20 protein-coding genes are annotated in these 26042 nt (G+C 36.5%); 6 read left to right on the top strand and 14 right to left on the bottom strand.

All coding sequences use genetic code 11. The annotated features are described in order from the left end of the window. From GQR56_RS05470 to GQR56_RS05510, 9 genes are read right to left on the bottom strand one after another with little or no spacing between them, the layout of a single operon-like run. Complete coding sequence (locus tag GQR56_RS05470; protein ID WP_166109473.1) at window positions 1–1221, bottom strand: type II secretion system F family protein; 1221 nt, start codon at window positions 1219–1221, stop codon at window positions 1–3. Beyond that, the gene (locus tag GQR56_RS05475) at window positions 1208–2935 is read right to left on the bottom strand and encodes a GspE/PulE family protein (protein WP_166109405.1); all 1728 of its coding nucleotides are present in this window, start codon (window positions 2933–2935) and stop codon (window positions 1208–1210) included. The genes GQR56_RS05470 and GQR56_RS05475 overlap by 14 nt, the downstream gene beginning before the upstream one ends. Beyond that, the gene (locus tag GQR56_RS05480; protein WP_166109406.1) at window positions 2932–4092 is read right to left on the bottom strand and encodes a tetratricopeptide repeat protein; all 1161 of its coding nucleotides are present in this window, start codon (window positions 4090–4092) and stop codon (window positions 2932–2934) included. The genes GQR56_RS05475 and GQR56_RS05480 overlap by 4 nt, the downstream gene beginning before the upstream one ends. Beyond that, window positions 4089–4991 carry an AAA family ATPase gene (locus GQR56_RS05485; protein ID WP_166109407.1) on the bottom strand — a complete coding sequence of 301 codons (903 nt, stop codon included), beginning with the start codon at window positions 4989–4991 and terminating at the stop codon, window positions 4089–4091. Before GQR56_RS05485 ends, GQR56_RS05480 begins: the two co-directional genes overlap by 4 nt. Window positions 4992–4993: 2 nt before the next feature. After that, a complete protein-coding gene (gene mshL / locus GQR56_RS05490) occupies window positions 4994–6646 on the bottom strand; it encodes a pilus (MSHA type) biogenesis protein MshL (RefSeq protein WP_231613161.1) in 1653 nt (550 codons plus the stop codon). Beyond that, on the bottom strand, window positions 6624–6947 hold the full coding sequence (locus GQR56_RS05495; RefSeq protein ID WP_166109408.1) for a general secretion pathway protein GspB: 324 nt from the start codon (window positions 6945–6947) through the stop codon (window positions 6624–6626). Before GQR56_RS05495 ends, mshL begins: the two co-directional genes overlap by 23 nt. Next, window positions 6925–7614, bottom strand: coding sequence for an agglutinin biogenesis protein MshJ (locus tag GQR56_RS05500; RefSeq protein ID WP_166109409.1), 690 nt, complete (start codon window positions 7612–7614; stop codon window positions 6925–6927). The genes GQR56_RS05495 and GQR56_RS05500 overlap by 23 nt, the downstream gene beginning before the upstream one ends. After that, the gene (locus tag GQR56_RS05505) at window positions 7611–8210 is read right to left on the bottom strand and encodes a PilN domain-containing protein (protein WP_240920910.1); all 600 of its coding nucleotides are present in this window, start codon (window positions 8208–8210) and stop codon (window positions 7611–7613) included. The genes GQR56_RS05500 and GQR56_RS05505 overlap by 4 nt, the downstream gene beginning before the upstream one ends. Then, window positions 8207–9130 (bottom strand): MSHA biogenesis protein MshI, encoded by a 924-nt coding sequence (locus GQR56_RS05510; RefSeq protein ID WP_166109410.1) that lies wholly within the window; start codon window positions 9128–9130, stop codon window positions 8207–8209. The genes GQR56_RS05505 and GQR56_RS05510 overlap by 4 nt, the downstream gene beginning before the upstream one ends. Window positions 9131–9208: 78 nt before the next feature. Here GQR56_RS05510 and GQR56_RS05515 point away from each other — a divergent pair, with 78 nt between their 5' ends. Then, window positions 9209–10117, top strand: coding sequence for a pyridoxal-phosphate dependent enzyme (locus GQR56_RS05515; RefSeq protein ID WP_166109411.1), 909 nt, complete (start codon window positions 9209–9211; stop codon window positions 10115–10117). On the opposite strand, the gene GQR56_RS05520 is transcribed toward GQR56_RS05515, so the two are convergent. The 3 genes from GQR56_RS05520 to GQR56_RS05530 form a co-directional block, all read right to left on the bottom strand. Continuing rightward, window positions 10114–11433: an EAL domain-containing protein gene (locus GQR56_RS05520; RefSeq protein ID WP_240920911.1), complete on the bottom strand. Its 1320-nt coding sequence runs from the start codon at window positions 11431–11433 to the stop codon at window positions 10114–10116. The genes GQR56_RS05515 and GQR56_RS05520 overlap by 4 nt on opposite strands. A gap of 583 nt (window positions 11434–12016) precedes the next feature. Continuing rightward, window positions 12017–12631: a response regulator gene (locus tag GQR56_RS05525; RefSeq protein WP_024612878.1), complete on the bottom strand. Its 615-nt coding sequence runs from the start codon at window positions 12629–12631 to the stop codon at window positions 12017–12019. Next, a complete protein-coding gene (locus GQR56_RS05530) occupies window positions 12621–15017 on the bottom strand; it encodes a PAS domain S-box protein (RefSeq protein ID WP_024612879.1) in 2397 nt (798 codons plus the stop codon). The genes GQR56_RS05525 and GQR56_RS05530 overlap by 11 nt, the downstream gene beginning before the upstream one ends. 290 nt (window positions 15018–15307) lie before the next feature. Here GQR56_RS05530 and GQR56_RS05535 point away from each other — a divergent pair, with 290 nt between their 5' ends. The 5 genes from GQR56_RS05535 to GQR56_RS05555 all read left to right on the top strand — a co-directional run bounded on the left by GQR56_RS05535 (window position 15308) and on the right by GQR56_RS05555 (window position 22218). Then, complete coding sequence (locus tag GQR56_RS05535; protein ID WP_024612880.1) at window positions 15308–16699, top strand: NAD-dependent succinate-semialdehyde dehydrogenase; 1392 nt, start codon at window positions 15308–15310, stop codon at window positions 16697–16699. 58 nt (window positions 16700–16757) lie between these two features. Beyond that, window positions 16758–17777 carry an alcohol dehydrogenase AdhP gene (adhP, locus tag GQR56_RS05540; protein WP_197113038.1) on the top strand — a complete coding sequence of 340 codons (1020 nt, stop codon included), beginning with the start codon at window positions 16758–16760 and terminating at the stop codon, window positions 17775–17777. Window positions 17778–17895: 118 nt separating this feature from the next. Continuing rightward, window positions 17896–19428 carry a Re/Si-specific NAD(P)(+) transhydrogenase subunit alpha gene (locus GQR56_RS05545; protein WP_166109414.1) on the top strand — a complete coding sequence of 511 codons (1533 nt, stop codon included), beginning with the start codon at window positions 17896–17898 and terminating at the stop codon, window positions 19426–19428. 10 nt (window positions 19429–19438) lie between these two features. Further along, a complete protein-coding gene (gene pntB, locus GQR56_RS05550) occupies window positions 19439–20833 on the top strand; it encodes a Re/Si-specific NAD(P)(+) transhydrogenase subunit beta (protein WP_166109479.1) in 1395 nt (464 codons plus the stop codon). Between the two features lie 125 nt (window positions 20834–20958). Further along, window positions 20959–22218 (top strand): Nramp family divalent metal transporter, encoded by a 1260-nt coding sequence (locus GQR56_RS05555; RefSeq protein ID WP_166109415.1) that lies wholly within the window; start codon window positions 20959–20961, stop codon window positions 22216–22218. 121 nt (window positions 22219–22339) lie between these two features. Here GQR56_RS05555 and GQR56_RS05560 read toward each other — a convergent pair whose 3' ends face one another. After that, window positions 22340–25141 (bottom strand): response regulator, encoded by a 2802-nt coding sequence (locus GQR56_RS05560; RefSeq protein WP_166109416.1) that lies wholly within the window; start codon window positions 25139–25141, stop codon window positions 22340–22342. Window positions 25142–25304: 163 nt separating this feature from the next. Next, the gene (gene ssb / locus GQR56_RS05565; RefSeq protein ID WP_166109417.1) at window positions 25305–26030 is read right to left on the bottom strand and encodes a single-stranded DNA-binding protein; all 726 of its coding nucleotides are present in this window, start codon (window positions 26028–26030) and stop codon (window positions 25305–25307) included. Window positions 26031–26042 lie beyond the last annotated feature (12 nt).

Below are 26042 nucleotides of genomic sequence, written 5' to 3' on the forward strand. Positions count from 1 at the left end.
TTAATTACCTTTGATAGCTGACATCATATTCCACATTGGCATAAATATACCTAATGCTAAAATGAGCACCATAATGGCTACAAACACCGTCAAAATAGGTTCAATTTTTGCTGTTAAACTACGTAAATCATAATCGACTTCGCGCTCGTAATAATCAGCAGCCTCTTGCAAAAGCTCATCTACACGTCCAGTTTCTTCACCTACAGCAACCATTTGTAAAACAAGTTGAGAAAACAATTCACTCGACCGAGAAACCCTAAGCAAGCTATCGCCTTTTTCAATATCATGTCGCATAGTGATAATCGCTTTTTCCATATAACTGTTATCCACCGCATGTGCAGTAAGTGATAACCCTGTTGTCATTGGTACACCTGAGCGCAGTACCATTGCCAAGCTTTGGCTATAACGTGCAAGCAAAGTACGCTTTAAAATGTCACCAATGAAAGGAATTCTTAGCTTATATTGATCCCACTTAAAACGCCCTGCAGTTGTGTTTAAATAACGCTTCCACATTACAACGCAGCCAACACAAATAATAATTAGTAACCACCAGTAATTAACGAAAAAATTACTAGTCCCTATTAATATTCTAGTCATTAAGGGGAGTTCTGCACCAAATTTTGTAAACATGCTGGCAAATGTTGGGATCACAAAAATATTTAAAATTATCATCGCGGAAACTAGCGCTAAAATTACAAAAGTGGGATAGCGCATCGCAGCCTTTATCCGCTTACGTGTTTCTTGTTCTTTTTCAAAATAAATAGCTAGCTGGTAAAATGCATCTTCTAATCGACCAGACCCTTCACCTACCATCACCATAGAAATAGTTAAGCGACTAAATACTTTATTATGAATCGACATTGCACTAGATAAATCACGCCCCTGCTCTAGCTGCTTTGTGACTTCTATTAATACATTTTTGAATTCTTTGTTTTGGGTTGTATCAGCTAAACCTACCATTGCTCTAATAATAGGAATACCCGCTTTTAACAATGAATACATTTGCCTAGAAAACATGATCATGTCTTCTAAACCTATTTTTTCAACAAATAAATTATCGAAAATTTTAATGTTATTTTTAGTTTCAACTAATGTAATTGAAATGGGTATAAATTGACGTCTTATTAGACTATCGGCAACACCCGCTTGGCTACTTGCTTCAAGTTGCCCTTTTACAAGCATGCCTTTCATATCTTTGGCTTTGTAGCTATACAGCTGCATCATCGCCCCCGACTATCTCGGGAATATACTCTGCTACTTTAAACACCTCATCTAACGAGGTAATTCCTTGCTTAGCATAATCTAAAGCCATCATTGAAAGGGGTGTGAAGTTAGCGCTATTTTTTGCCGCTTTTGCAAATTTCTGAGTATCATTAACACGCAATGCATCCATCATTGCATCATCCATTTCAAGCAACTCAAAAATACCAACTCGCCCTTTATAACCACTATGATTGCACCCTGTGCAACCTCGCCCTTTAAAAAATTGCGAATGTGAAATATCTTCACCAAGGTATTTAAGCCAACTCGTTTCTTGTTTGTCTGGGTGATATGGTATTTTGCAATCATTGCAAACGCGCCTTACAAGGCGCTGAGCTATAATGGCACGTAGTGAGCTTGCGACTAAATATGCAGGCGCGCCCATATCAATTAGGCGCATAGCGCTAGTAATAGCGTCATTGGTGTGTAATGTAGATAAAACTAAATGACCAGTTAAAGCAGCCCTAAGACCTATATCAACTGTTTCTTGGTCACGCATTTCACCGACCATTATAATATCGGGATCTTGCCTTAAAGCAGTACGTAAAATACTCGCAAAACTTAAACCTATTTTATTATTTATTTGAACCTGGTTTATACGTCCAATTCGATATTCAACAGGGTCTTCTACGGTAATAATTTTACTTTCTTGCTGGTTAAGTTCACTTAATGCACCGTAAAGCGTAGTGGTTTTACCCGAACCGGTTGGTCCTGTTACAAGTACCATACCGTGAGGACGTTTAATAATACTGCGCACACGCTTTAAAATATGCACAGGCATACCTGTCTCGTCTAGCGACAATATACCTGAAGATTGATCAAGCAAACGCATAACAACAGATTCACCATGCTGCACTGGCATCGTTGAAAGTCGTACATCAATGCTATGACTGCGCACTTTAATGTTAAAACGTCCATCTTGCGGAAGTCGCTTTTCAGATATATCTAAGCCCGACATTAACTTCAAACGTAAAACGAGTGCCGATGCTATTTTCACTTGGTTTAAAATGTGCTCTTGCAGTACCCCATCTACACGTTGGCGAATACGAAGCAGGCCTTCATCTGGCTCAATATGAATGTCAGATGCACGCACTTGTACCGCATCTTCAAAAATAGATTGCAGTAACTTAACAACGGTTGCATCTGATGTTTCGTCACCAAGGGAATTAAGATCGAACTCTTCTACGTCTTCATATTCTTCATGTAATTGCTCAGCAAAACTCGTTATTTCTTGAGTTCGGCGATATACGTTATCAAAAGCAGCCATTATCTGGCTTTCTTGTACTACTGCTAACTCAATTCGCTTTGGAGCCAGCATAGGTGCTAGCTGATCTAACCCTCTTAAATCAGCCGGATCGCTCATACCGAGTAAAACAGAATCACCGTTATCTTCAATTACCAACGCTCTATATCTTCTGGCATATACTTCTGACAAAAGCTTAGATACATCAGGTGATATTTTACGTTGAGAAATATCTAAAAATGGAACTTGCAACTGCTGTGCTAAAAAACGTAATAGCTGAGGCTCACTAATAAACTCAAGTGTAATAAGTGTAGACCCTAGCTTTCGACCTGTTGCAGCCTGAACATTTAGCGCTTCATTCAACTGCGCCTCAGTAATCATATGCTCATGAACAAGTAAATCACCTAAACGCATTTTTAAACTAGGTCTCATACTGCCTCCTTCAATGCAACTAAGCGCTGTAATGCATGTTGAGTCATTGCCGTGTTTAACCCACCCAAATCTAAAGCTATTTTGTATAAATGCTTAGCATCAGGGTATTCACCCAAAGCGTCTTTAGAGGTTGCTAAAGCAAGCCACCATTTTGCTTGACTGGGCTGTAATTGGGTAAGATGCCTAAAGCTATTTAGTGCTTTGGTATGCTGATTAGCACTTTGAGCTGCAGTGCCTTGTAATACCCAAAAATCAAGGTTAGCGTTCACTTCAAAGTCTTCACTTAATAGCAGTAGCACCTCTTTATATTGCTGCTGCATAATCAAAATTTTGCTAAGCATAATACGCCACTCTAAAACATCTGGGTTTTGGCTAATGCCAGCTTGTAAAACCTGTTGTGCGGAGTTTATATCTTGCTGCTGAAAATAAGCTGAGGCGAGTAAATTTCTAGCATCTATATTTTTCGATGACTGAAGTAAAATATTATTAAGGTCACTAATTGCCTCATCATACAAACCAAACTGAATTGCCTGCTTAGCTGCTGTTAATTGTTCTGCAATTAATTCTTCTTGAGATTTAGAAGGCGTTGAGCTTTTAGTCATTTTATTCGTAGATTTAGCTTTCACAGGCTTGGGTTTTGGTAAATCAATAACAACCGTTTCAGCCACTGATAAAACTTCATCCACATTTTCTACGCTTCTTAATTCATCTTGTTTAGCTATTACAGCCGCCTCTGTCGTTAATTTATTAACAACAAGTTCAATGGGTTCTTTTGTACTAGAAGGCTCTATGTCATTCTCATTAACATTTTCTATGGGAAGCTCTTTGGCTTGCAAACCAGAATCGTTAAGATCATTAAAAACATCAACTACAAGCGCTCTGTTTTCATCTTTTTGAATTTCTAACTCAGTCTCTGGTAGGCTAGACGTTAATGTTACGGTTAATTCTTGTTGTGGCTTTTTACTTTTTTCTGCTGTTGGCAAGTATAGATATGCTATAAAAATCACACTCAAAACAATGAGTATTATTAAAACTTTAAAGAGTAGATTTTGTATGTCGTAAATAGGTTTAATATTAACCCCGACTGCATCTTGATCTGCTATTTGTTTAGCTTCGCGTTGCTCAATATTTTTAAGCATATTATTTATAACGCTCATAGCCACTGCCTCCATACCCATATAGCGGCAATCGCTAAAACAGTGAATGCAATCGCACTATAGCTCCAATAATGACCAGTACGGTATTTAGCACAATCTTCGGTGTCTTTTATAGCAAGTTGAACATGACGAGTAGTAATTTCATTTACCCCTTCGCCGTAAGCCTGTAATAAAGCTTTATGGCATAAAATATTTACTAATCTTGGGATCCCTCTACTAGCTCGAGCTATTTTTAAACCCATTGCGTTGTTAAATAATGGAGGTTGATTAAAGCCCGCAACTTGTAATCGATGATTTATATAGTAAATCACTTCAGCAGCAGTCATAGCTCTTAACGAGTAAGAAAAACTAATTCGTTGGCGTAATTGCCTTACCTTATTATTAGCAAGTTTTTCATCTAATTCTGGTTGCCCAAATAATACAACTTGGATTAACTTTTCACTTTCTGTTTCTAAATTTGTAAACAACCTAAGAGCTTCCAATGTCTCCCAACTAAGGCACTGCGCTTCATCTATTAAAAGCACTACACGTTCATTATCTTCTTGTAGATCGAGTAAGTAATGATTAATAAGTTGTCCGAGCGCTTGCTGATCCAATGTTTTATCTACTTCCATACCCAGTTCTACAGCCAATGCCCAACGAAGTTCTTCAGGGCTTAAGTAAGAATTAGGCAGATAAGCAACAATATAGTCAGGCTCAATTTGATTTAATAACTTTCTGCAAAGTAGTGTTTTACCAGTACCAACCTCACCAGTTACTTTAATGAACCCCTCACCCATTTCAATCGCTGTTGTAAGTACTTGCATTGCTTCATGATGAGGCGCAAGAGCACAAAAGAAATTAGTATTTGGGGTTAGCGTGAAAGGCATTTCACTTAGTTTAAAAAAACTTAAATACATGGTTAGTTCTCATACCAAGTATTTAAAAGCTTACGGCTTTCACCTTGTTGCTTTTTCCAAGTGTCTGGCATTACAACGGTTGGTTTAATTAAAATGATTAACTCTTTTTTCTCTTGACGTTTACGTATGCTTTTAAATAAATTACCAAAAATTGGAATGTCACCTAAAATAGGTGTTTTTGACTCTTCATCTTCGGTGGTAGTTTGCATTAAACCACCAATAACAACTATCTCGCCGCTTTGTGCGCGAATTACAGTATCTGATTCTCTTATATTGCTTTGTGCAAGTGGTAGCTCAAAACGTTGATCATCTAAAGTAATTACTTTTAATTGCTCTTCAGTTTCAGTTACAGAAGGATGGACATGTAAAATAACTGAACCGTATTTATCAATTTGCGGCGTTACATCCAATGCAATACCCGAAAAGAAAGGAGTTAAATCAATTTCAGGAGACGTTGTAGTAGAAGTACCTGTTACCGTAGTACTCGACACATTGGTAACAAAATACTCATCTTGACCTACTTTTATAACTGCTTTTTGATTATTTGTTGCAGTTACTCGAGGATTAGAGAGCATTTGCACATCACCTTGAGTCTCGAGTAAGTTAATAACTCCGTTAAAATCCCCTTTTTGGATTGTTAACGACGATGCCCCACCTAAAACAGCAGATATACTATTACTAATTGTTGTACCAGCAGTTGTTGCAAACGAAACACCGCCTTCTAATCCACTCGATATACGTTCCCAGTTAACCCCTTGTTGATATTCATCTTTTAAGGTGATTTCTATTATTTTTGCTTCAAGAATAACTTGGCGCTGTAAATTTTCTTGGCTTTGGCGTAAAAACTCTTTTAATTGCCTAATTTCGCTTGGTAATGCATTAACCGTTACTAAGCTAGCTTGCGGGCTTGCAACAACATAACGACCATCACTGCTGCCAATTAATGATTTAAGAGCAAGCTCTAATTCTTTCCAAAAATCATTTTTATTAATTGTTTGAATACGAGATCCATTTAACTCTAAGCTTTGATCATCACCACCAAATTCTTGGCTACCTTGATTAGAACTACTTGAGCCACTAGAGCTGCCACTATTTTGTGCAAACTGACTTACACCACCAGCAACTACACTTACTGTTGACAGCCCATTACGCTGCATCATTAAATAGTTTACTGGTATTGTTTCTGTTCTCATTTTAGCTGGTAGCACTTGTACAATACGACCCTCATTAACGATATCTAAAGGGTACATTCGCTTAATAACCGCAATAACTTCATTAAAAGTTACCGCTTTTAGGTTAAGACTAATAGTGCCACTAACTTCAGGATGAACAGCAACACTAAATGGAGTATCGTCAGTTAAGCCAGCAAAAAATGCACCAATTTCAACATCATTAGCAGCTACATCAAAACGCTTAATTGCTAAGTCATCGCTTATGCTTTGCTCACTATTTATAGATGATAATAAGCTTTGCGTTAATTCATTAGGCATTTCTAACGGCGCAACTGCCTTAGTTGTATCTACAACAAGCTCTTGTTCGATATGATTTTTAAGTTCTTTACCTGGCTTAAAACTATGGCACGCTGTTAAAAACGTTGGCAATAATAAAAGAACAAGCCATGGGCTAGATAAATTATTTTTTAATTTCATAGTCATATAATTCTAATTTTATTTGCTTATCGTCATTTGCTAATACAACTTGTTTAGAGTTAATTCTTAGCACCCGAAAATTGTTTACCGTGTCACCTTTTTGATAAAGCTGACCCGAAATAATAGCTTTAAATACTGTATTTTTTTTTATGATAGATTGTAATTTAAGCTCTGTATTTTGAGCGACTGGCATCCCGTTACTTACTTGTATGTAAGGTTGAGTCGGATCACGTAACTGTGCGGTTGCATTCAATGAAAAAAAACACAGCACCAAAGTACAAAAACTATAAAGCGATAAATTTTTCATTTGCGCTCACTGTAGCAATTTGTAAAGTTAATTCAGCTTGTGGATGAACCTGAACCTGATAGCTAAACTCTTGTATTAATAGTTTGCTTTGATTACTTTTTAGCGCAGCCAAATATTGTTGCAAACTAAAGTAGCTACCCTTTAAGGTCACCACCATTTGATGTTCAAAAAATAGCGTTTGTGCATCATGTTCACCTAGCTTATCTACATCTATTCCCTTTGCTGGCTTTACCTTAAAACTAACAACCTGCACATCAGAATTATTAATTAATAAATCTTTCAATACTGCCGGTACTTTTTTAGCTGCAATAAAGCCCTGACTAAAGCTATTAAGCTGATTATTAACTACACCTAACTCTTCTTTAGTTTGTTCTATTTGCCCACGTAAAACTCTCGTGTAATCGTAATTTAAAGCTTGGTTTAACATTGAAAGCTGTGTATTTGTTTGTTGCAGTTCTTGATAGATACTATTTTGTTTTACGTTCACTTTTATAACAGCATCTTGCTGAGGGAAAATAACAAACCATAAGCCCAAATAAATAACGATGAATAGACCCACAAATAATGTTGAATATTTTTCGCGCTTTTGCAATGCAGCAAATTGAGCCTGATACTTAACCCATGTTGGTCTACTTTTTTTATTTTGAATCGGTGTATTTTTGCTCATGGTTTAACTTCCTCATTACGAAGATCAGTTGCAACATTAAACTCACTAATACCATCTAGCGTAGATAGTTCGAGCACTGAGAATTCTTTATCAGCAAAAAAAGGGGATTGTTTTAGATTATTGAACCAAATTGGTAAAAATTTTGACTGTAGAGTTTGCCCTTGTAATATCACTTTTTGTCCAACAAATTTTATTTCTGTAAGCCAAATATTAGGTTCATGATATTGCGCAAGATCTTTCATCACATCAGCATAATCAGTTATTGATTGAGCTGATGATTTTTCAAGATAATTAAAAAATTGTTGTTTATGTTGGATTTCCTGCCGCAGCGTTTTTAGTTCATTAACTAATAATGTTTTATTTTGTTTTTCAGCTAGTTGTTGCTTCGCAATCTGTAACTGAGCCTTAGCTTTCTTAAGCTGAACTTCACTTTGCTGTAAATTAAGATTGTTGGCGTGTTCTTTATAGGCGTAAAAAGCCCATGTTATTGCAACAATAAGCAAAGCACCAATCCACAGTGTAAGCATCCCTTGTAACGGAACAGGATCGCGCCTTACCCGCAAGGACTTTTGATAAAAATTAATCCTAGTCTTCATATAACAGACTCCGGATCTGTTAATTGATAAGCAGCACCCAATGCATAATAAAAGTTTGGATCTAATTTTTCAGCTAACTCTAAATTAGGTTTAAAATCGACAACTTTTACCTGTAAAAATTCAGCAAGCCCTGCCCTAAGTGTGAGTGAAGATAAGTCATCGCATTGCAATTGTAAGCTGCGAATAGGAGGTTGCTTGAGCTGGCTTTCAAAAAAATCCATAGAGCGTTGAATTTCAAGACCCAGTGCTTCTACTAAATCTTGGTTTTGATCTTTATCCGTAATGCCTAAAAAGCCATTTAAACGCCTAACCAATACTAACTGCCCATCTCTGATTATTAATATACGAGGTTCACTATTAATATGCTGAACGATGAGCATATGTGCATCTTTATGGTGCCCAAACAGAGTAACCAAAACCATTTCTTCAGATGTCATGGCGCGCAGAACAGGTTTTGTTTGTGCAAAACTATCTATAAAAGGTAGCAACTGCAGTTTATCGCTTATAAACACATTCATTTTGCTACTTTGCATAGACAAAGTAATAGGGTAATCAATAAAATCAGCCACTATATTTTCAGGCGCTATATCTACAAAATCCTTTGTAATCCATGGTAGTGATTGGATAATCTCGTCATCACTAAGTGTTGGCTTATCCATTTGTACTATTTGATAAAAGAAATGAGGGACCACTAAATTAACTGAACATATGTCAGTACAAACTTCATTTGTGCAAGCAACGATAGCGGCTGTATAATCATCTTGTTCAGAAACATTTACACTATGCGAACTGTGTAATTGCCATTGCCCTTGTTGTTTTTTTAAGCACACGGCATTAACTGTATGCGCATACGTAGCAACACCAATAGCTGTATCTCGGTCTAAACTGCGATTTAACCATGAAAAAATCTTTTCTTTCATATAGCTACTATTGTTAATAGAATATAAAATAAGTGTCGTACATTTTAGTTAATTTGCCAAGTTAATAAATGAGATAAAATGTCAGTATCATTCAATATAAATGAAAATAACTATATTCAACAAATAGATATGATGTTTCTAAAAAAGAGAAACATTTATTTAGGAGTAAAACGTGACGATTTACTTCATCCATTAATAAGCGGTAATAAATGGCGTAAATTAAAATACAATTTAGCCCATATGAAGAAGCAAAAAAAAACAGAATTACTGACCTTTGGCGGTGCTTTTTCGAATCACATCCATGCTTGCGCTGCTGCTGGTAAAGAGTTTAATTTAACAACTCATGCCATTGTTAGAGGGCCTGAACTTGATCACAACAACCCAACAATTCAATTTGCGAAGCAATGCGGCATGCAACTTCATGTTGTTAATCGCCTTGAATACCGCCAACGTAATGATCCTGAATATTTAAACTCACTACAAACTCGCTTTCCCAATGCTTATATTATTCCAGAAGGTGGAACTAACTCGTATGCATTATTGGGTTGTGAAGAATTAGTACAAAGCCTGCCTGCACACGATTATTTAATTTGCCCTACGGGAAGTGGCGGCACATTAGCAGGGTTAATTGAAGGAAGTGAAACGGCAACCCAAGTCATAGGTATTGCAGTATTAAAACAAGCTGATTATTTAAAAGATGAAATACGTAAGTTAAGCACTAAAGCTAACCATCAAAATAATTGGCAGCTATTAACAAACTTTCACGATGGAGGGTATGGTAAATTTACGCCTGAGCTGTGGCGGTTTTGCCAAGATATGAACATTAATTACAACCTACCTTTAGAACCTATTTATAGTGGTAAAATGATGTATGCATTGTTTCAATTAATAGAGCAAGACTACTTCCCTGAAGGGAGTAAAATTATTGCAGTTCACACAGGTGGAATGCAAGGATTAGATGGTCTTAAATATAGAGGTTTAATTTAATGAAATGCAGCTTGAGTAAGCTCTTGTAATGGCTCTGAAAAATAAAAACCTTGTGCACCAACCACTCCAAGTTTTGCCAACATCAATAATTCTTTTTGGGTTTCAACCCCTACAGCAAATACAGGTATATTTAATAAGTTGCTTGCATCAACTATTTTTTTTATTTGTTTTTGATTCTGTGTATTTTCGTTCACCAAATGAACTAACTCATAAGACAACTTTAATCCACATACCTCCTGGCAATTACTTAGTTTAGATATATTTTGACTACTTTGAATATTATCAATTACAACTTGTGACCTGCTTTTCTTAATTATACTAAATATATCTATTAAACTACTTTGATGAATAAAAAATTCGCTTTCACTTATTTCAAATTGTAATTTGTTACTCAATTTCAAATCATTTATTTGTGATGAAACCCATTGCCAAAACTCTTTATTGAGCCAGTTTTTAAGATATAAATTAATACTAATAGTTAAAGGTGAAGACTCAGCCAGTGCTAACTTTTTAATTTGAGTAAAAACAGCTTTATCTAATATTAGCGCATCTTGGCTACTGTAGAGCTGATTAATAAAATAACGAGCTGCAAGTAAACCATGCGTATTATGCCTAACTCTAATTAATGCCTCGTGTTGTAAAATGTCACCAGTGCTTATTTCAAATAAAGGCTGGAAAAAAAGTATAAATTTATTCTTTTTAATATTTTCAATTACTTCCTCTCTAGAAATTACTTTTCCTTGGCTATGGTTTAAAGCTAACCGGTGAGAATGTTGTAATAAGCTAGATTGAGATAAAGTTAAAGCAGATTTTGCTAACTGATAAACAGTTTCTTGATCAGCTCCAAGTCGATAATCACATGCGCCTATTTTGATATTTTTCCTTGTAATATTTTCTTGATAATTTTGGCACACCGTAAAAATACCTTTATGTAAACGTTCTATATACCGATCAAGCTCTGTAATAGGCACATTACACAGTGTTATAGCAAGACGTTCGTTACTTAATAACGTTACAGATAACCCTTTTAATTCAGGAAAAATTTTAATAACTAATATTTTAAAAGTAATCTCTTTATCTATACGTTGAGCAAATCTGCAATCACATTCTATAAGCATATATAAACCATGGTATAACGATGCTACACCATAAAAAGTACTTAATTCATTGTTTTTAGGTTGGTTAATATTAAGCAGTTTTGATTTGTTTGACTGATAACTTGGCTTCACGATGATTTTTGAAGGGATAGATGAGTTAGCTGCTTTTATGATACCCCACCAGCGATAATACCAACTAGCAGCACCTAAAATAACCAAGTTAAGCAATATAAATAAATAACTTTCCATTACCCATATCGGCGGATGATAAAGGCTCAAACTGAGTGTTTTATATTTAAAGTCTTCACGCTCTTCACTTAAAAAACGCTCAAAATTGGTAGGAGAAGGATTTGGTTTTAACATGAATTTTTGGCTTTTTACCAACGCAATTAAGACCTTATTACTTAATGAGGTATCTATTTTCAAATCAAAAATCTGCTTAACAAGCTGTTGTCCCGAACGATCAGTTTTTTGGTGTAATGAATCATTCAAAAAAACATTTAAACTCACTGTTAGCAATGTAATTAAAACAAAGTAAATTCCCTTTGATTGTATTAAATGCCAGTCTTTAGGTTGCAACATAACCTACTCACCCGTTAAATTAATAACTAAAGTGTTGTTCAGTATCTTAATAAGTACAAGGTCGTAAAGTAAGTTTAAATATTTACGACTTCATTAAATAAAAAGCCTCGCATAAACGAGACATAATAATTTAAATTAGTTAGATATTAGATAACAACCTACATGAGGGCTGTTTAAAAATCTGCGTCATTTCAACATTATTAAATAGATGAACTGATAATTAATTTAATTGCTCATACATAACTTTACTTCGCACTAATTGAGCGAGTGTTTTAGCACCTAATTTTTCCATTACATGAGAGCGATGAACTTCAACTGTGCGTTCACTAATACTAAGATCGCACGCGATTACTTTATTCATTGCCCCATCAGTCACTCGCTCAAACACTTCACGTTCTCGACTCGACAGCGATTCAACATTAATCTTATTTTTATGCTTATCGAGTGATTTTTCATGTTGCTTTTCATCAAGTACCAATGCTTCATTAATACGGTCAATCAAGTGCTGTTCATTAAATGGTTTTCTAATAAAATCAATTGCTCCTAAACGCATCGCTTCTACAGCCATCGGGATATCACCATGCCCGGTAATAAATATTATTGGTAATGAGCAATTTAAATCTTTGAGTTTTTGTTGGAGCTCTAAACCACTCATTTTAGGCATACGTATATCCAATACTAAGCAACCAGCCATGGTTTCATTATATACATCCAAAAACGCAGCGCCTGAACTAAAGCTCTGAGCGTCAATATCAATAGAGTCTAGTAGTATTTCAAGCCCTTCTCGAATACCTTCATCGTCATCAATTATAAAAACGCTTTGCTTATCGCTCATAAACGACTCCTCTATTATGTGCTGGCAAAGTAAACATAAAAATAGCTCCTGTTGGCTTATTGTCATAAAAGTGAATATGCCCACCATGTTCTTCAACAATGCTTTTAGATATAGATAGACCGATACCTGTGCCATTTTCTTTGGTTGACGAAAATGGCTTAAATAACTTCTCTCTCATTTCTTCAGGTAATCCTGCACCGGTATCAGAAACTGATATCTCAACATATTTATCTCCATTCAATTTTATTTCGAGCTCTATTTTTGAATCATTTTTATAAGCATTTAACTGCATAGCTTCCATACCATTACGTAATAAATTAAGAATAACCTGCTCTATTTGCACCCGATCAACAAACACATCAATTTGTTCATCACATGTAATTATTCTGACAGTAATATTGCGAAGTCGCGCTTCTGATTCTGCTAGGTTTGTTACTTCTTTTATTAAAAATATACAATCAATGACTTCTTTTGTTCGTTGCCCTTTTTTGGTCATTAACTGCATACGCTCAATAACGGCTCCCGCTCGACGAGAGTGTAAACTTAGTTTTTCAAATATTAAGGGGAGTTTGTCAAATCTCCCCTTCTCACAAAAGTTTTTTGCCGTCTGAGAAAAAAGAGAAATAGCTGTCAGAGGTTGATTTATTTCATGTGCAATTCCTGCTGCCATTTCACCCAATGCATTGACCCTTTCGGTATGCGCTAATTGCTCAGTATGAAGCCGAGCTTGGTCTTCTGACGCACGTTGCTTGGTAATATCTCGAATCAAACCTACAAACATTGTACTTTCATGATTCTGTATTTCACTTACAGATAAGTGAATTGGAAATGTTGTGCCATCTTTATGCTTAGCTACAAGCTCACGACCCACACCAATAATATGCGTCTGCTTCGTTTTTAAATATTGAGCTAAATGCTGGTCATGGTGTTTACTAAATGATGTAGGCATTAATATTGTTACGTTTTTATCTTTTACTTCATCTGAGGTATAACCAAACATAGCTTGCGCAGCAAAATTAAAACTTTGTATAAGCCCGTATTGATCAATGGTAATAACGGCTTCAACAACTGAATTTACTACTGCATCAGAAAAAGCGTAACTACTAATTAGGTCAGCTTCAGCCTGCTTAATAGGGGTAATATCATTAATAAATCCTTCAATAATAACTTCACCATTAAAAATAGAACTAACCGGTCCTCCTTTTTCCCACACTAATTTGATCCCACTATTTTTGGTATTAATTCTATATTCAAGTTCAAAGGAGCGTTTTTCTTTGACAGCTTCTGTAAGTGACGCCTGTACTCGCTCATAATCATCTAAATGTATTATTTCCCTCCACAGCATTCTATTTTTTTTAAACTCAGCTCGAGAATAACCAGTTAAACTTTCACACCCATCACTAACCAGTATCATAGGCCAGCTCATAGTATTAAAAGACTGATATGCCATGCCGGGAAGGTTTTTTAATAAATATTCAATCTTATATCGCCCGTCTTTTATTTTACTGCGTGCAAATAAATAAGTATAAGCAGCCAACACAATTAAAAAAGCAATAAAAATACCAAGTGAAATTAAAATTCTCATGATTTTATAGTGAGCAATATACAAAAACTCATCACTAGGCGATATGCTTATCTCCCACTTATGACCTTGTAAATCATAGGATGCTTTTTTATCCCAAATGCTTGTAACAGGAAATGAATTTGCTTGATCTGAATATACTTTTTGCCCATCAATAAACAGCGTAAAATGATATTCCTTAAGTAAAAAAGCAGGCACAACTGTTTTAATGTAAGGTTCAAAAATCAACGCACTTGCAATAAAACCTTCTAGTTTTTTACTCCTTGCATTGGTGTTAAAAACAGGAATATATATTCCAAGCCCCTCTCCACCATGAATAGATTGCAAAGGTGTTGTGACTACTGCTTGCTTTGTATTTTGTGCTTTTATTGCAGCTAACAATGCAGGCGGATTTAATGCCAAATTAAAATCAATGGCTATTTCATTACCTTGCTTTGGTATTATTTTTCGCACATGTAATGATCTATCAATCCAACCTATGGCTTGATAGCCATATTGCGAATCATACAATGTTTTACTGATTATTTCCCAGTCACCTTGTGGCATATCGCTTGATATCGAAGACAACTTAGATAACTCTGACAGTGATGTTATTCGCTCTTCCAAGTCATCTTTAAGCAGTGTTTTAATACCTTCAGCTGTACTTTGCGTTACTCGTTCAATATGGATTCGCTCTTGGGAATCTATGTGAAATACTATAATAATCATCAAACACGTAACCAGTATTCCTACCATTATTGCATACAATAAAATAGCTAATTGGGATGAGGAAAATACTTTCGATTTTTTATCACTGTAATTCATGATGAATTTAAACTAGCGCCTCGTTGATTAATAACTAGTGCGTTTACCCACTACGCACTGCATTATTTTATAATCCTTTATCACTCCCATCCGCGTCAAGAACTAACTGAGTGATTAAAAATAAATAAAATCAATAATTACACTTTCAAGATGTGGATTCCCACATGTATTTACGTAGCATCACGAATAGCCTCACTTTAGTACTTGTTTTACCATAATTATACACGCAGCTTCTAAGCGTTATTCATTTTAAAATAAGAGTCTTATTTAATTTAACTGAGGATATTATCATGAGCTATGCAACAACAAATCCATATACAGGTGAGGTTGTAAAAACCTTTCCTGATGCTACTGATGCTGAAATTACTCAAGCAATAGAAAATGCCGATTCTGCCTTTCAATCATGGAAAAAAACACCTTTCTCTTCTCGCGCTAAAATAATGCAAAAAGCGGCTGACTTATTACGTAAAGATGTAGTTAGTTACGCCAACTTATTAACTTTAGAAATGGGTAAAATAACATCAGAAGCAAAGGCTGAAGTTGAATTATCCGCAGCCATTTTAGAGTACTACGCGAATAATACTGAGAGGCTTCTCGCATCAGAAAAATTACCCGTTGCAGATCCAGCTGAGGGCGAGGCAATTATTATCCATGAACCACTTGGTGTATTGCTTGCCATTGAGCCATGGAATTTTCCGTATTATCAAGTTGCTCGTATTATTGCGCCGCAATTGTCAGCGGGTAACACTATGCTACTAAAGCACGCGGGTATTGTTCCACAATGTGCAGCAGCATTTGAAGCACTTATGCTCGAAGCTGGTCTGCCTAAAGGCGCTTTTAAAAACCTATACGCCGCACATTCCCAAACAGAAATGATCATTTCTCATCCATTAGTTCGTGGTGTTGCACTTACCGGTTCTGAAAGCGCTGGTGCAATCGTTGCTTCTACCGCTGGTAAAGCACTTAAAAAGTCTACATTAGAGCTTGGTGGTGCAGATGCATTTGTTGTACTTGCTGACGCTGAAATGGAAAAAACGGTTAATTGGGCAGTATTTGGTCGTCACTGGAACGGTGGGCAAGTATGTGTATCGTCTAAGCGAATGATCATCGAAGATGAAGTTTATGATGAGTTTGTTGAACTTTATACTGCTGGTGTTGCTAAGTTGCAAGCAGGCGATCCGCTTGATCCAACTACAACTTTGGCACCATTGTCATCACAAGGTGCAGCTGATGAACTAAAAGTTAAAATTAACGAAGCAATAAAGCTTGGTGCAACAGCCACTGAAGTGGGCCCTAAAGTACCTAGTCAAGGCGCCTTTGTACAACCCACTATTTTAACGAATATTAGCGAAGATAATCCGGCTCGAAACTGGGAGTTTTTTGGTCCTGTGTCTATGTTATTTCGTGCAAAAAATGAAGAAGACGCAATTAGAATTGCGAATGACTCTCCATTTGGCTTAGGTGGTTCTGTATTTACGTCAAACCCTGATCATGGCTTAGAAGTCGCTAAAAAAATATCTACCGGCATGGTGTTTGTAAACCATCCAACAATGGTAAAAGCCGACTTACCATTTGGCGGTGTTCGTCGTTCTGGTTATGGTCGTGAATTAATAGGCTTGGGTATTAAAGAGTTTGTTAACCACAAACTAATCGACGTTGTTGACATTAATGCGCCTTTTTAAATAGCGCAGTTCAATAAAAATCCCTTAAATATTAATAGGAAAGATTATGAATAACAAAATGAAAGCAGCCGTTGTTGAGCAATTTGGCAAACCTTTAGTTCTACGCGATTTAGATATTCCATCACCGAATGCAGGGGAAATATTAGTTAAAACAGAAGCCTGCGGTGTATGCCACACAGATTTACATGCAGCAAACGGTGATTGGCCATTAAAACCAACTCCACCATTTACTCCTGGCCATGAAGGCATTGGGCTAGTTACCAAAATTGGCGAAGGTGTTACAAGCGTAAAAGTAGGCGATAGAGTCGGTGTTCCGTGGCTATATTCAGCTTGTGGACACTGTGAATTTTGCTTAAGTGCTTATGAACCAGTATGTCCTGATGCTGAGTTTGGTGGCTACACTAAAGATGGTGGTTTTGCCGAGTATATTATTGCCGATCCTAATTACGTTGCACTTATTCCTGATGGCTTATCAGCAGTACAAGCGGCCCCTATAATTTGTGCTGGTATTACAACTTACAAAGGTATTAAAGAAACCGATGCTAAACCAGGTGAATGGGTAGCAATTTCAGGTTGTGGTGGACTTGGTCATTTAGCGATTCAATATGCCAAAGCGATGGGTCTTAAAGTGTGTGCGATAGATATTGATGACAGCAAGCTTGAACATGCAACCTTACTTGGCGCCGATGCAATCGTAAATGCTAAAACAGATAATGCAGCAGACACCGTCAAAGAAATAACGCAAGGTGGCGCCCATGGCGTACTTATTACGGCTCCTTCCCTACCAGCATTTGAGCAAGGGGTTAATATGACCCGTAAACACGGTACATGTGTTTTAGTTGGCTTACCACCTGGTGAGTTTCCGACGCCATTATTTGATGTAGTAGCAAATTGCATCACCATTAAAGGATCATTTGTTGGGAACCGCAAAGATATGGCCGAAGCGCTCGCTTTTGCGGCACAAGGCAAAGTTAAGGCGGATATTGAATTACAGCCTTTAAGCGCTATTAATGAAATATTCGAAAGACTCGAACATGGCAAAGTACCATCTCGTGTAGTTATTGATTTTACACTTTAGCTAGCAATAAATACGGTGGAAACATGTTAGTAAATAACATATTTCATCGTATCGCTAATTCCATAACGCCTAGATACATATTAATTCCTCTTCATGGCATTTAAATCGAGGTTCGACAATGAAAATTGGTGTTCCAAAAGAAATCCACACAGGCGAGCGACGAGTCGCGACGACCCCAGATGTAGTAAGTAAATTAACAAAGCTTGGTTTTGATGTCGTCATTGAAACTGGTGCAGGAATGGCGGCTAATTATGCCGATGATGCGTATGGCGAAGCTGGTTGTAAAATAGTCAACTCAGCACAAGATGTATGGGCACAATCTGATATTGTACTAAAAGTACAAGCACCTGAAGGTGATGAAAATACATTACTAAAAAGCGGACAAACATTAATCTGTTTTTTATGGCCGGCACAAAACCCTGAGATGCTAAAAGATTTAACTCAGCGTGGTATCACCGCCATTGCAATAGATAGTATTCCTCGTATTTCTCGAGCACAAAAAATGGATGCTCGCAGCTCAATGGCTAATATATCAGGCTATCGTGCAATTGTAGAAGCAGCTCAACATTTTGGTCGATTTTTTACCGGACAAATTACAGCCGCAGGAAGAGTTGCTCCTGCTAAGGTACTTGTAATTGGTGCAGGTGTTGCAGGCTTGGCCGCAATAGGAGCGGCAAAAAGTATGGGCGCAATTGTTCGCTCATTTGATACGCGTGCTGAAGTAAAAGAGCAAATTGAAAGCATGGACGCTGAGTTTTTAATGCTCGACTTTAAAGATGAAGACGGCTCAGGCGAAGGCGGTTACGCTAAAGTAATGAGCGATGAATTTATCGAAGCCGAAATGGCATTGTTTGCAGCGCAAGCTAAAGACGTTGATATAATTGTTACTACCGCACTCATACCCGGAAAACCAGCGCCTAAATTGATCACCAGCGAGATGGTTGCATCAATGAAGAGCGGCAGCGTAATAGTCGATCTTGCAGCCGAACAAGGTGGAAACTGTGAATTAACAGTCCCGGGTAAGGTTGCCGTATGCCATGGTGTATCGATTATTGGTTACACCGATTTACCAAGTCGCCTTGCTGCACAATCGAGCCAATTATACAGTAATAACTTATACAACCTGTTAGCCGAAATGACCCCAGAAAAAGACGGCAAACTCTTTGTTGATATGACAAACGATGTTGTTTTAGGTGCAACTATATGTACTGAAGGAAAAACAACTTGGCCGCCACCAGCACCCACACTATCTGCAACCCCTAAAAAGGTTGCGGCTACACCTAAACCCACGGTTGTTGAGAAAAAGAAATCGGTATTTGGACCTATAATTGGCGCCGCTATCGGTGCATTAGCATTGCTTGGGCTTGGTGGCGTTGCACCCGCTGATTTTATGTCTCATTTTACCGTTTTTGTCTTAGCCTGCTTTGTAGGTTATATGGTTATTTGGAGTGTATCGCCTGCACTACATACGCCTTTAATGAGTGTAACCAATGCCATTTCAAGCATTATTGTTATCGGTGCTTTAATTCAAATAAGCTCAACAGACGACACCATTAAATGGTTTGCCGTTTTTACCGTGTTAATTGCGAGTATTAATATTGTTGGCGGCTTTGCTGTAACACATCGCATGCTCAAAATGTTCCGTAAGTGAGGTTGTTATGATTAGTACTGGTATTGTAACCGTGGCATACATTGCTGCGATGGTTCTTTTTATTTTGGCTTTAAACGGTCTATCCAATCAAGAAACTGCCCGTAAAGGTAATTGGTATGGTATTTCAGGCATGGTGATAGCACTTTTGGCGACTGTTTTAGGTGTTGTTACCAATAACTATATTGAGTTGATGATTGCATTATTAGTGGGTGGCAGTATTGGTTTACTTGTAGCAAAACGAGTGCAAATGACTGCAATTCCAGAGCTGATTGCTATTTTACATAGTCTAGTCGGGCTCGCGGCTATAATGGTTGGGTATGCTAACTTTGCGGATGCTTCTAGTCATTTTACAGGAATTGACTTAACCATTCACGATATTGAAACCTATGTAGGTGTTTTAATTGGTGCTATTACACTTTCAGGTTCAATTACCGCTTTTGGTAAATTATCTGGTCGAATAGGCAGTAAGCCTTTAACACTACCAGGGCGACACATATTTAACCTTGTTTTATTAGTTGCTGTAGCGTGGCTTGGACAGCAATTCGTTGTGCAGTCTGCTGTTGGTAATGGCATGTTGCCGCTGGTTATTATGATAGCGCTTGCTTTAGTTTTTGGTGTTCATATGGTTATGGCAATTGGCGGTGCCGATATGCCGGTTGTTATATCTATGCTTAATAGTTATTCAGGCTGGGCCGCTGCCGCGACAGGCTTTATGCTAAATAACGATTTACTCATTGTAATTGGTGCATTAGTTGGTTCAAGCGGAGCTATTTTGAGCTATATAATGTGCAAAGCTATGAACCGAAATTTCTTATCGGTAATTGCCGGTGGATTTGGTAGTAGCAATGTAAAAGCTTTACCTGCTGGGGATCAAGAACAAGGTGAAGTACTAACAATCAGTGCAACCGAAACAGCAGAGCTGCTCATGAACGCAAAAGAAGTAATGATTATTCCTGGATACGGAATGGCCGTTGCAAAAGCGCAGCAAATAGTCTCTGAACTTACAAGTAAATTACGTGAAAAAGATATTAACGTGCGCTTTGCAATACACCCTGTTGCAGGGCGAATGCCTGGACAAATGAATGTGTTATTAGCTGAAGCTAAGGTTCCTTACGACATTGTTTTTGAAATGGATGAAGTAAACGACGATTTTCCACAAGTCGATGTTTCACTTGTGATTGGTGCAAACGATATTGTAAATCCGTCAGCACTTGATGAACCAAATAGCCCTATCGCCGGCATGCCGGTACTTGAGTGCTGGCATGGTAAAGCGTCTATCGTTTTAAAGCGCAGTATGGCAACCGGTTATGCTGGGGTGCAAAATCCACTATTTTTTAAAGAAAACACACAGATGCTCTTTGGAGATGCCAAAGACACGTTAGTCGAAGTTGTTGCTGCACTATAAAAGTAACATTACAAAGCCGTGGAGGATTCCATGGCTTTGTTGCTAGTTATTAGTATGTATATGCCCTATCAATACCTTTTCAAACTAAAACAAACTGCGGTTCAACATTAAAGCTCACTTCTATTATGAAAATTAAGTTATTGCCCACAGTAGGCTCAAAACATAGGAATAAATATGGGCTAAGTAAAGTATTCAAATATATAGGACCCGGATTACTCATAACCGTTGGCTTTATTGACCCTGGTAATTGGGCTTCAAATATTGCGGCTGGCTCAATGTTTGGTTACACATTATTGTGGATGGTAACATTATCAACCCTAATGCTAATTGTACTACAGCACAATGTCGCGCATCTGGGTATTGTTACGGGTGATTGTTTAGCTGAATCAGCAATGAAAAACTTGAATATTCATGTTGCTAGGTCAGTTCTTTTTACCAGTATTATTGCCGTTATATCTACCGCTTTGGCTGAGATACTCGGTGGGGCAATTGCCCTGCACCTTCTTTTTGATATTCCTATACTCATCGGCTCTGTCATTATTTTAGTTATTGTTATTGTATTGCTGTTTACCAACACTTACTCAAAGCTTGAAAAGCTTATTATTGGTTTTGTTTCTATTATTGGATTTTCATTTTTATATGAAATGAGCATTGTTAGTATTGATTGGTCCAAAGCACTTACAAGTTGGGTAACGGTTAGCATTCCTGATGGATCTATTATGATTGTAATGGCAGTACTTGGTGCCGTAGTTATGCCTCATAATCTATTTTTACATTCAGAAATAATTCAAAGTCGAAAATGGAATAATGAAAATGAAGCCGTTATTAAAAAGCAATTAAGGTATGAGTTTACAGACACATTAGTATCTATGATTATTGGCTGGGCTATAAATAGTGCAATGATAATACTTGCCGCAGCTGCATTTTTTGATAAAAAAATAATCGTTACTGAATTAGAACAAGCCCAACATCTTCTTACGCCAATGCTTGGCTCAAAGGCAGCATTAGTTTTTGGAATCGCATTACTATTCGCCGGAATATCTTCCACAATAACGGCGGGGATGGCAGGCGGCTCTGTTTATGCTGGAATATTTAAAGAACCTTATAATATAAAAAATAACCACACTAAGGTTGGTGTGGCGGGTATATTAATTATCTCGACATTACTTATATTTTGGATTTCTGACCCATTTAAAGGTTTAATCATTTCTCAAATGGTATTAAGCATTCAATTACCCATTACCGTCTTTTTACAGATTTATTTAACATCATCGCAAAAAGTAATGGGCAAGCATAAAAATTCAAAAGTGATGCGTTTATTATTGTTATTAATTGGCTTAATTCTAACTATTTTAAATATTATGTTGTTTGCCAGTTTTTTGTAAGATCGCTTATTTAAGTCGCGTTTAAATTTAATGCTATAAAACGGACTCACTCATAATTATTAAATATAACGGCAATTAAAATCAGCCTATATATATTATCCGCTTTTCTAAAATTTTTTGATTACTGTATTTTATCCAAATAATCTGAGTTGCTCTTTAAACACTGAATAATAGTACTATGCAATTTTTTTATTTTTATAGGCTTAGCTACATGAGCGCTTATACCTATTGATAAATAATGCGTAATATCTTCCTCAATCACATTTGCCGTTAAGGCTATGATTGGAATATTAGCAATCCTTTTGTCAGGATCCCTTCGGATTATTTTTGTTGCCTCAACACCATCCATAACAGGCATATGAATATCCATCAATATCATATCGAACTCTCCTGATTTGACAGTTTCAGTACATTCGAGCCCATTTTCAACTAAATGAACTATTACACCTCTTTTCTCTAAAAGATCAGCAATAATTAATTGGTTAATTCCGTTATCCTCTACAACTAATACTTTTAAGCCTGCCAAAGAGTCTTGGTTGGATGATAGAGCCAATTTTGTTGAATCTAAAATATTTGTTTCAATTACATTATGCAAAACACTTGTTGAAACAGGTTTTTGTAAAATTGTATTTATATTTAATTTTTTTGCTAAATGATTTATTGAATCTTTATCGTAAGCTGTAAGTACAATAATAACGTCGCAAGGTTTAGAATCCATATAATTTATACGTGTTAAAAAATGCTCGCCATCTATAATTGGCATAGTCCAATCTGTAATAATAACTTTAAACTTACCCACTTCTTTTTCAAGAATATAAAGTGCCTCTTGCGCTGACTTACACAAAGTACACCTTAACCCCATTAAAGTGAGTTGTATCTCAATCGCGTTAAGCGCTAACATATTGTCATCAACAACTAACACATCAAAAGCATCTGGAAACGTTAAGTTGTGTTTATCCGATATAATCACTTGATTATTAGGTTTTATTTTAATCGATGCTATAAATTCACTTCCAATATTTAATGTACTTTTTACAGAAATATCACCATCCATTAGTTTACATAAACGCTTACTTATCGTTAATCCCAAGCCTGTCCCTCCAAAATTTCTGGTGGTAGAGGTATCTTCTTGAGTAAAGGCCTCAAATAGATGAGGTAAGTTTTTTGGCGCGATCCCTACACCTGAATCTTTAACAATAAAGTGCATTTGTATTGGTTCATATTCATTTAAATTAGTTTCTGCTTCAATGCTAACTGACACTTGTCCTTGAGATGTAAACTTAATCGCGTTAGAGCATAAATTTAACAGAACCTGATTAATTCTAACAACATCACCCATTAAATCAGGTGTTACATTCGGTGAAACATTAACTACAAACTCTATTCCTTTTTTTTGCGCCTGGTTTTCAAATGTTGTTTTTATATAGTCCACTACAGAGTTGATAGAAAAAGGATATTCTTCTAAATTAATATTGCCAGACTCAATTTTGGAAAAATCTAAAATATCATTAATTACAGAAAGTAGCTGATCAGAGGAGTATTTTATCTTATTTAAATATTCTTTTTGCTCTAGTGGTAATCCACTATCTAGTAGCATATTGGTAAGCCCAATAATGCCGTTCATAGGTGTTCTTATCTCATGACTCATATTAGCTAAAAATGCTGATTTAACTGATGCTAAATGTTCAGCCTCTTCTTTTGCTATTAGTAACTCTTCGGTTCGTCGTGTTACTCGAGATTCTAATTTTAACTTTTCGCTATCAAGCGCATTTAACAACTGAATTCGCTTACTATTTAAAACCAAAACAAAAGCTAAAAAACTACTTAATGTAACAATTATAAAAATGACACTATAAATAAGTACTTTATTTTGTTTGAAATATGAAGGTTCGTAATAAGTAACTATTGCATCCTTTGGTAAGCTTTCAAGCTCTATACCAAACCGATCTAATTGTCGCCAATCATAGTAATAAGCGCTCAAGCCTTCCCCCATAACAGACGTTAAACCTTTATTATCATGAAATGAAATTATTGAATTAGCTGCTTTCTCTCCAAGCTTTTCACCTGACAATAAATATCCGCCAACGATTCCAGAACCCAACAATGAATGCCAATAACTAAAAATAGGCGCTTTACTATTACTTGTTAATAGTTTCACAAACTGAAATGGGCTAAGTGCATTATTATTGTAACGCCTAAAAATGGGGGTGAATAAAATAATAGAATCAGATGAGGTATGTTTAACTCTCTCCATAAGTTCTTTTGTAGGCACATCAAACCACTTTTCAATAGCTAAATGAGAAAAGTTTTTAGTAATTGTAGGCATAAAATCTTGCTGAAAATTAAACCCCATATCATTTGTTGTATCTAAAATAACAATGAGTTTTTTAGCATTCATTAAATTTATAGCATCTGATGTAGCCTGCTTATAATCTAATTTAGATTGGATGATGCTCCCACTTTCTAATACCTTAAATTGCGTGCCTGGCTCTAAGTATATTTTTGGTACATCAATAAATAAATTTGTAAAATCGGATAATAATATAGCGGCAGAAGCAGATTGAGTAATAATTACATCTATACGTTTATTTGCATACTTTTGCTGTAAATATAACTCCATAACCTGCTTTTGTTGAACTTCATCAAATCGCTCTATATCCATATTTTCAACGAACAAATCAAAGCCAGACACTCGCTTTCCAAGTTCAGCACGTAATCCAACTTCAACACTTTTTTCCCATGGTGAGTCTTGATTTAAGGTATTTATAAGTAAAATATATGTGGTTTTTTTTGAAGACGATATTTTTGGATTTAACGTATTTAAAACTAAAGTATCTGAAGTAGCAATTAGTGATGAGAATGCATGTAAGTTGAAGCTGAACAGTTGAAAAATAAGAAATAAAATAGCGGCACAGTTTTTCATATTTCTCATAAATAAAGTTAACAAAATTTTATTTAGCGTAGTTTGCAACTCCACATATATCAATAAAGTACCTGATTAAATAATAATTTTTCATTAAAAAACAAAAAAGCCGCTATTAAGCGGCTTTAAAATACTTTTTCAACATTTTGTATTTTGTCTTAGGTCAAAAAGGAATATCGTCATCAAAATCTATTGTTGGTTCCATTGGATTTGATGCGCCGCCTTGTGGTGCATTTTGTGGTTTAGGAGCAAAACCGCCTTGCTTTTGTGGTGCACTGCTTTGTTGTGGTGCAAAACCACCTTGCGGCTGATATTGGTTGCTTTGTTGCTGTGGTGCTGCGGCTGGTTTTGGTTGTGCTGCAGGAGCGGCTTGCTGCTGTGGAGTATAGCCACCTTGCTGTGCACCTTGAGCCTGATTGTTTTGACCATAACCACTGTGTTGCTGAGCGCCTTGTGGTTGATTACCTTGATAACCACCACCTTGTTGTCCGCCTTGACCTTGATTACCTTGGTAACCACCACTGCTTTGCTGATCGCCACCACGTGCGCCTAGCATTTGCATTTGACCAGTAAAGCCATCAACAACAATCTCTGTTGTGTATTTCTCTTGACCTTGTTGATCGGTCCATTTACGCGTTTGAAGTTTACCTTCAACATAAATTTGTGAACCTTTACGGCAATATTCGCCAACAATCTCTGCTAACTTGCCAAAAAATACAACACGATGCCATTCCGTTTTATCAACCATCTGGCCAGTGTTTTTATCTTTATAGCTGTCTGAAGTTGCTAGAGTAATATTTGCTACACCATTGCCGTTAGGCATATAACGAACTTCAGGATCTTGTCCTAAATTACCAACTAAAATTACTTTGTTCACACCGCGTGCCATGGAACCATCTCC

Origin of the sequence: Pseudoalteromonas sp. Z9A5, from assembly GCF_011378875.1 — a bacterium.
Taxonomy (GTDB): Bacteria; Pseudomonadota; Gammaproteobacteria; order Enterobacterales; family Alteromonadaceae; genus Pseudoalteromonas.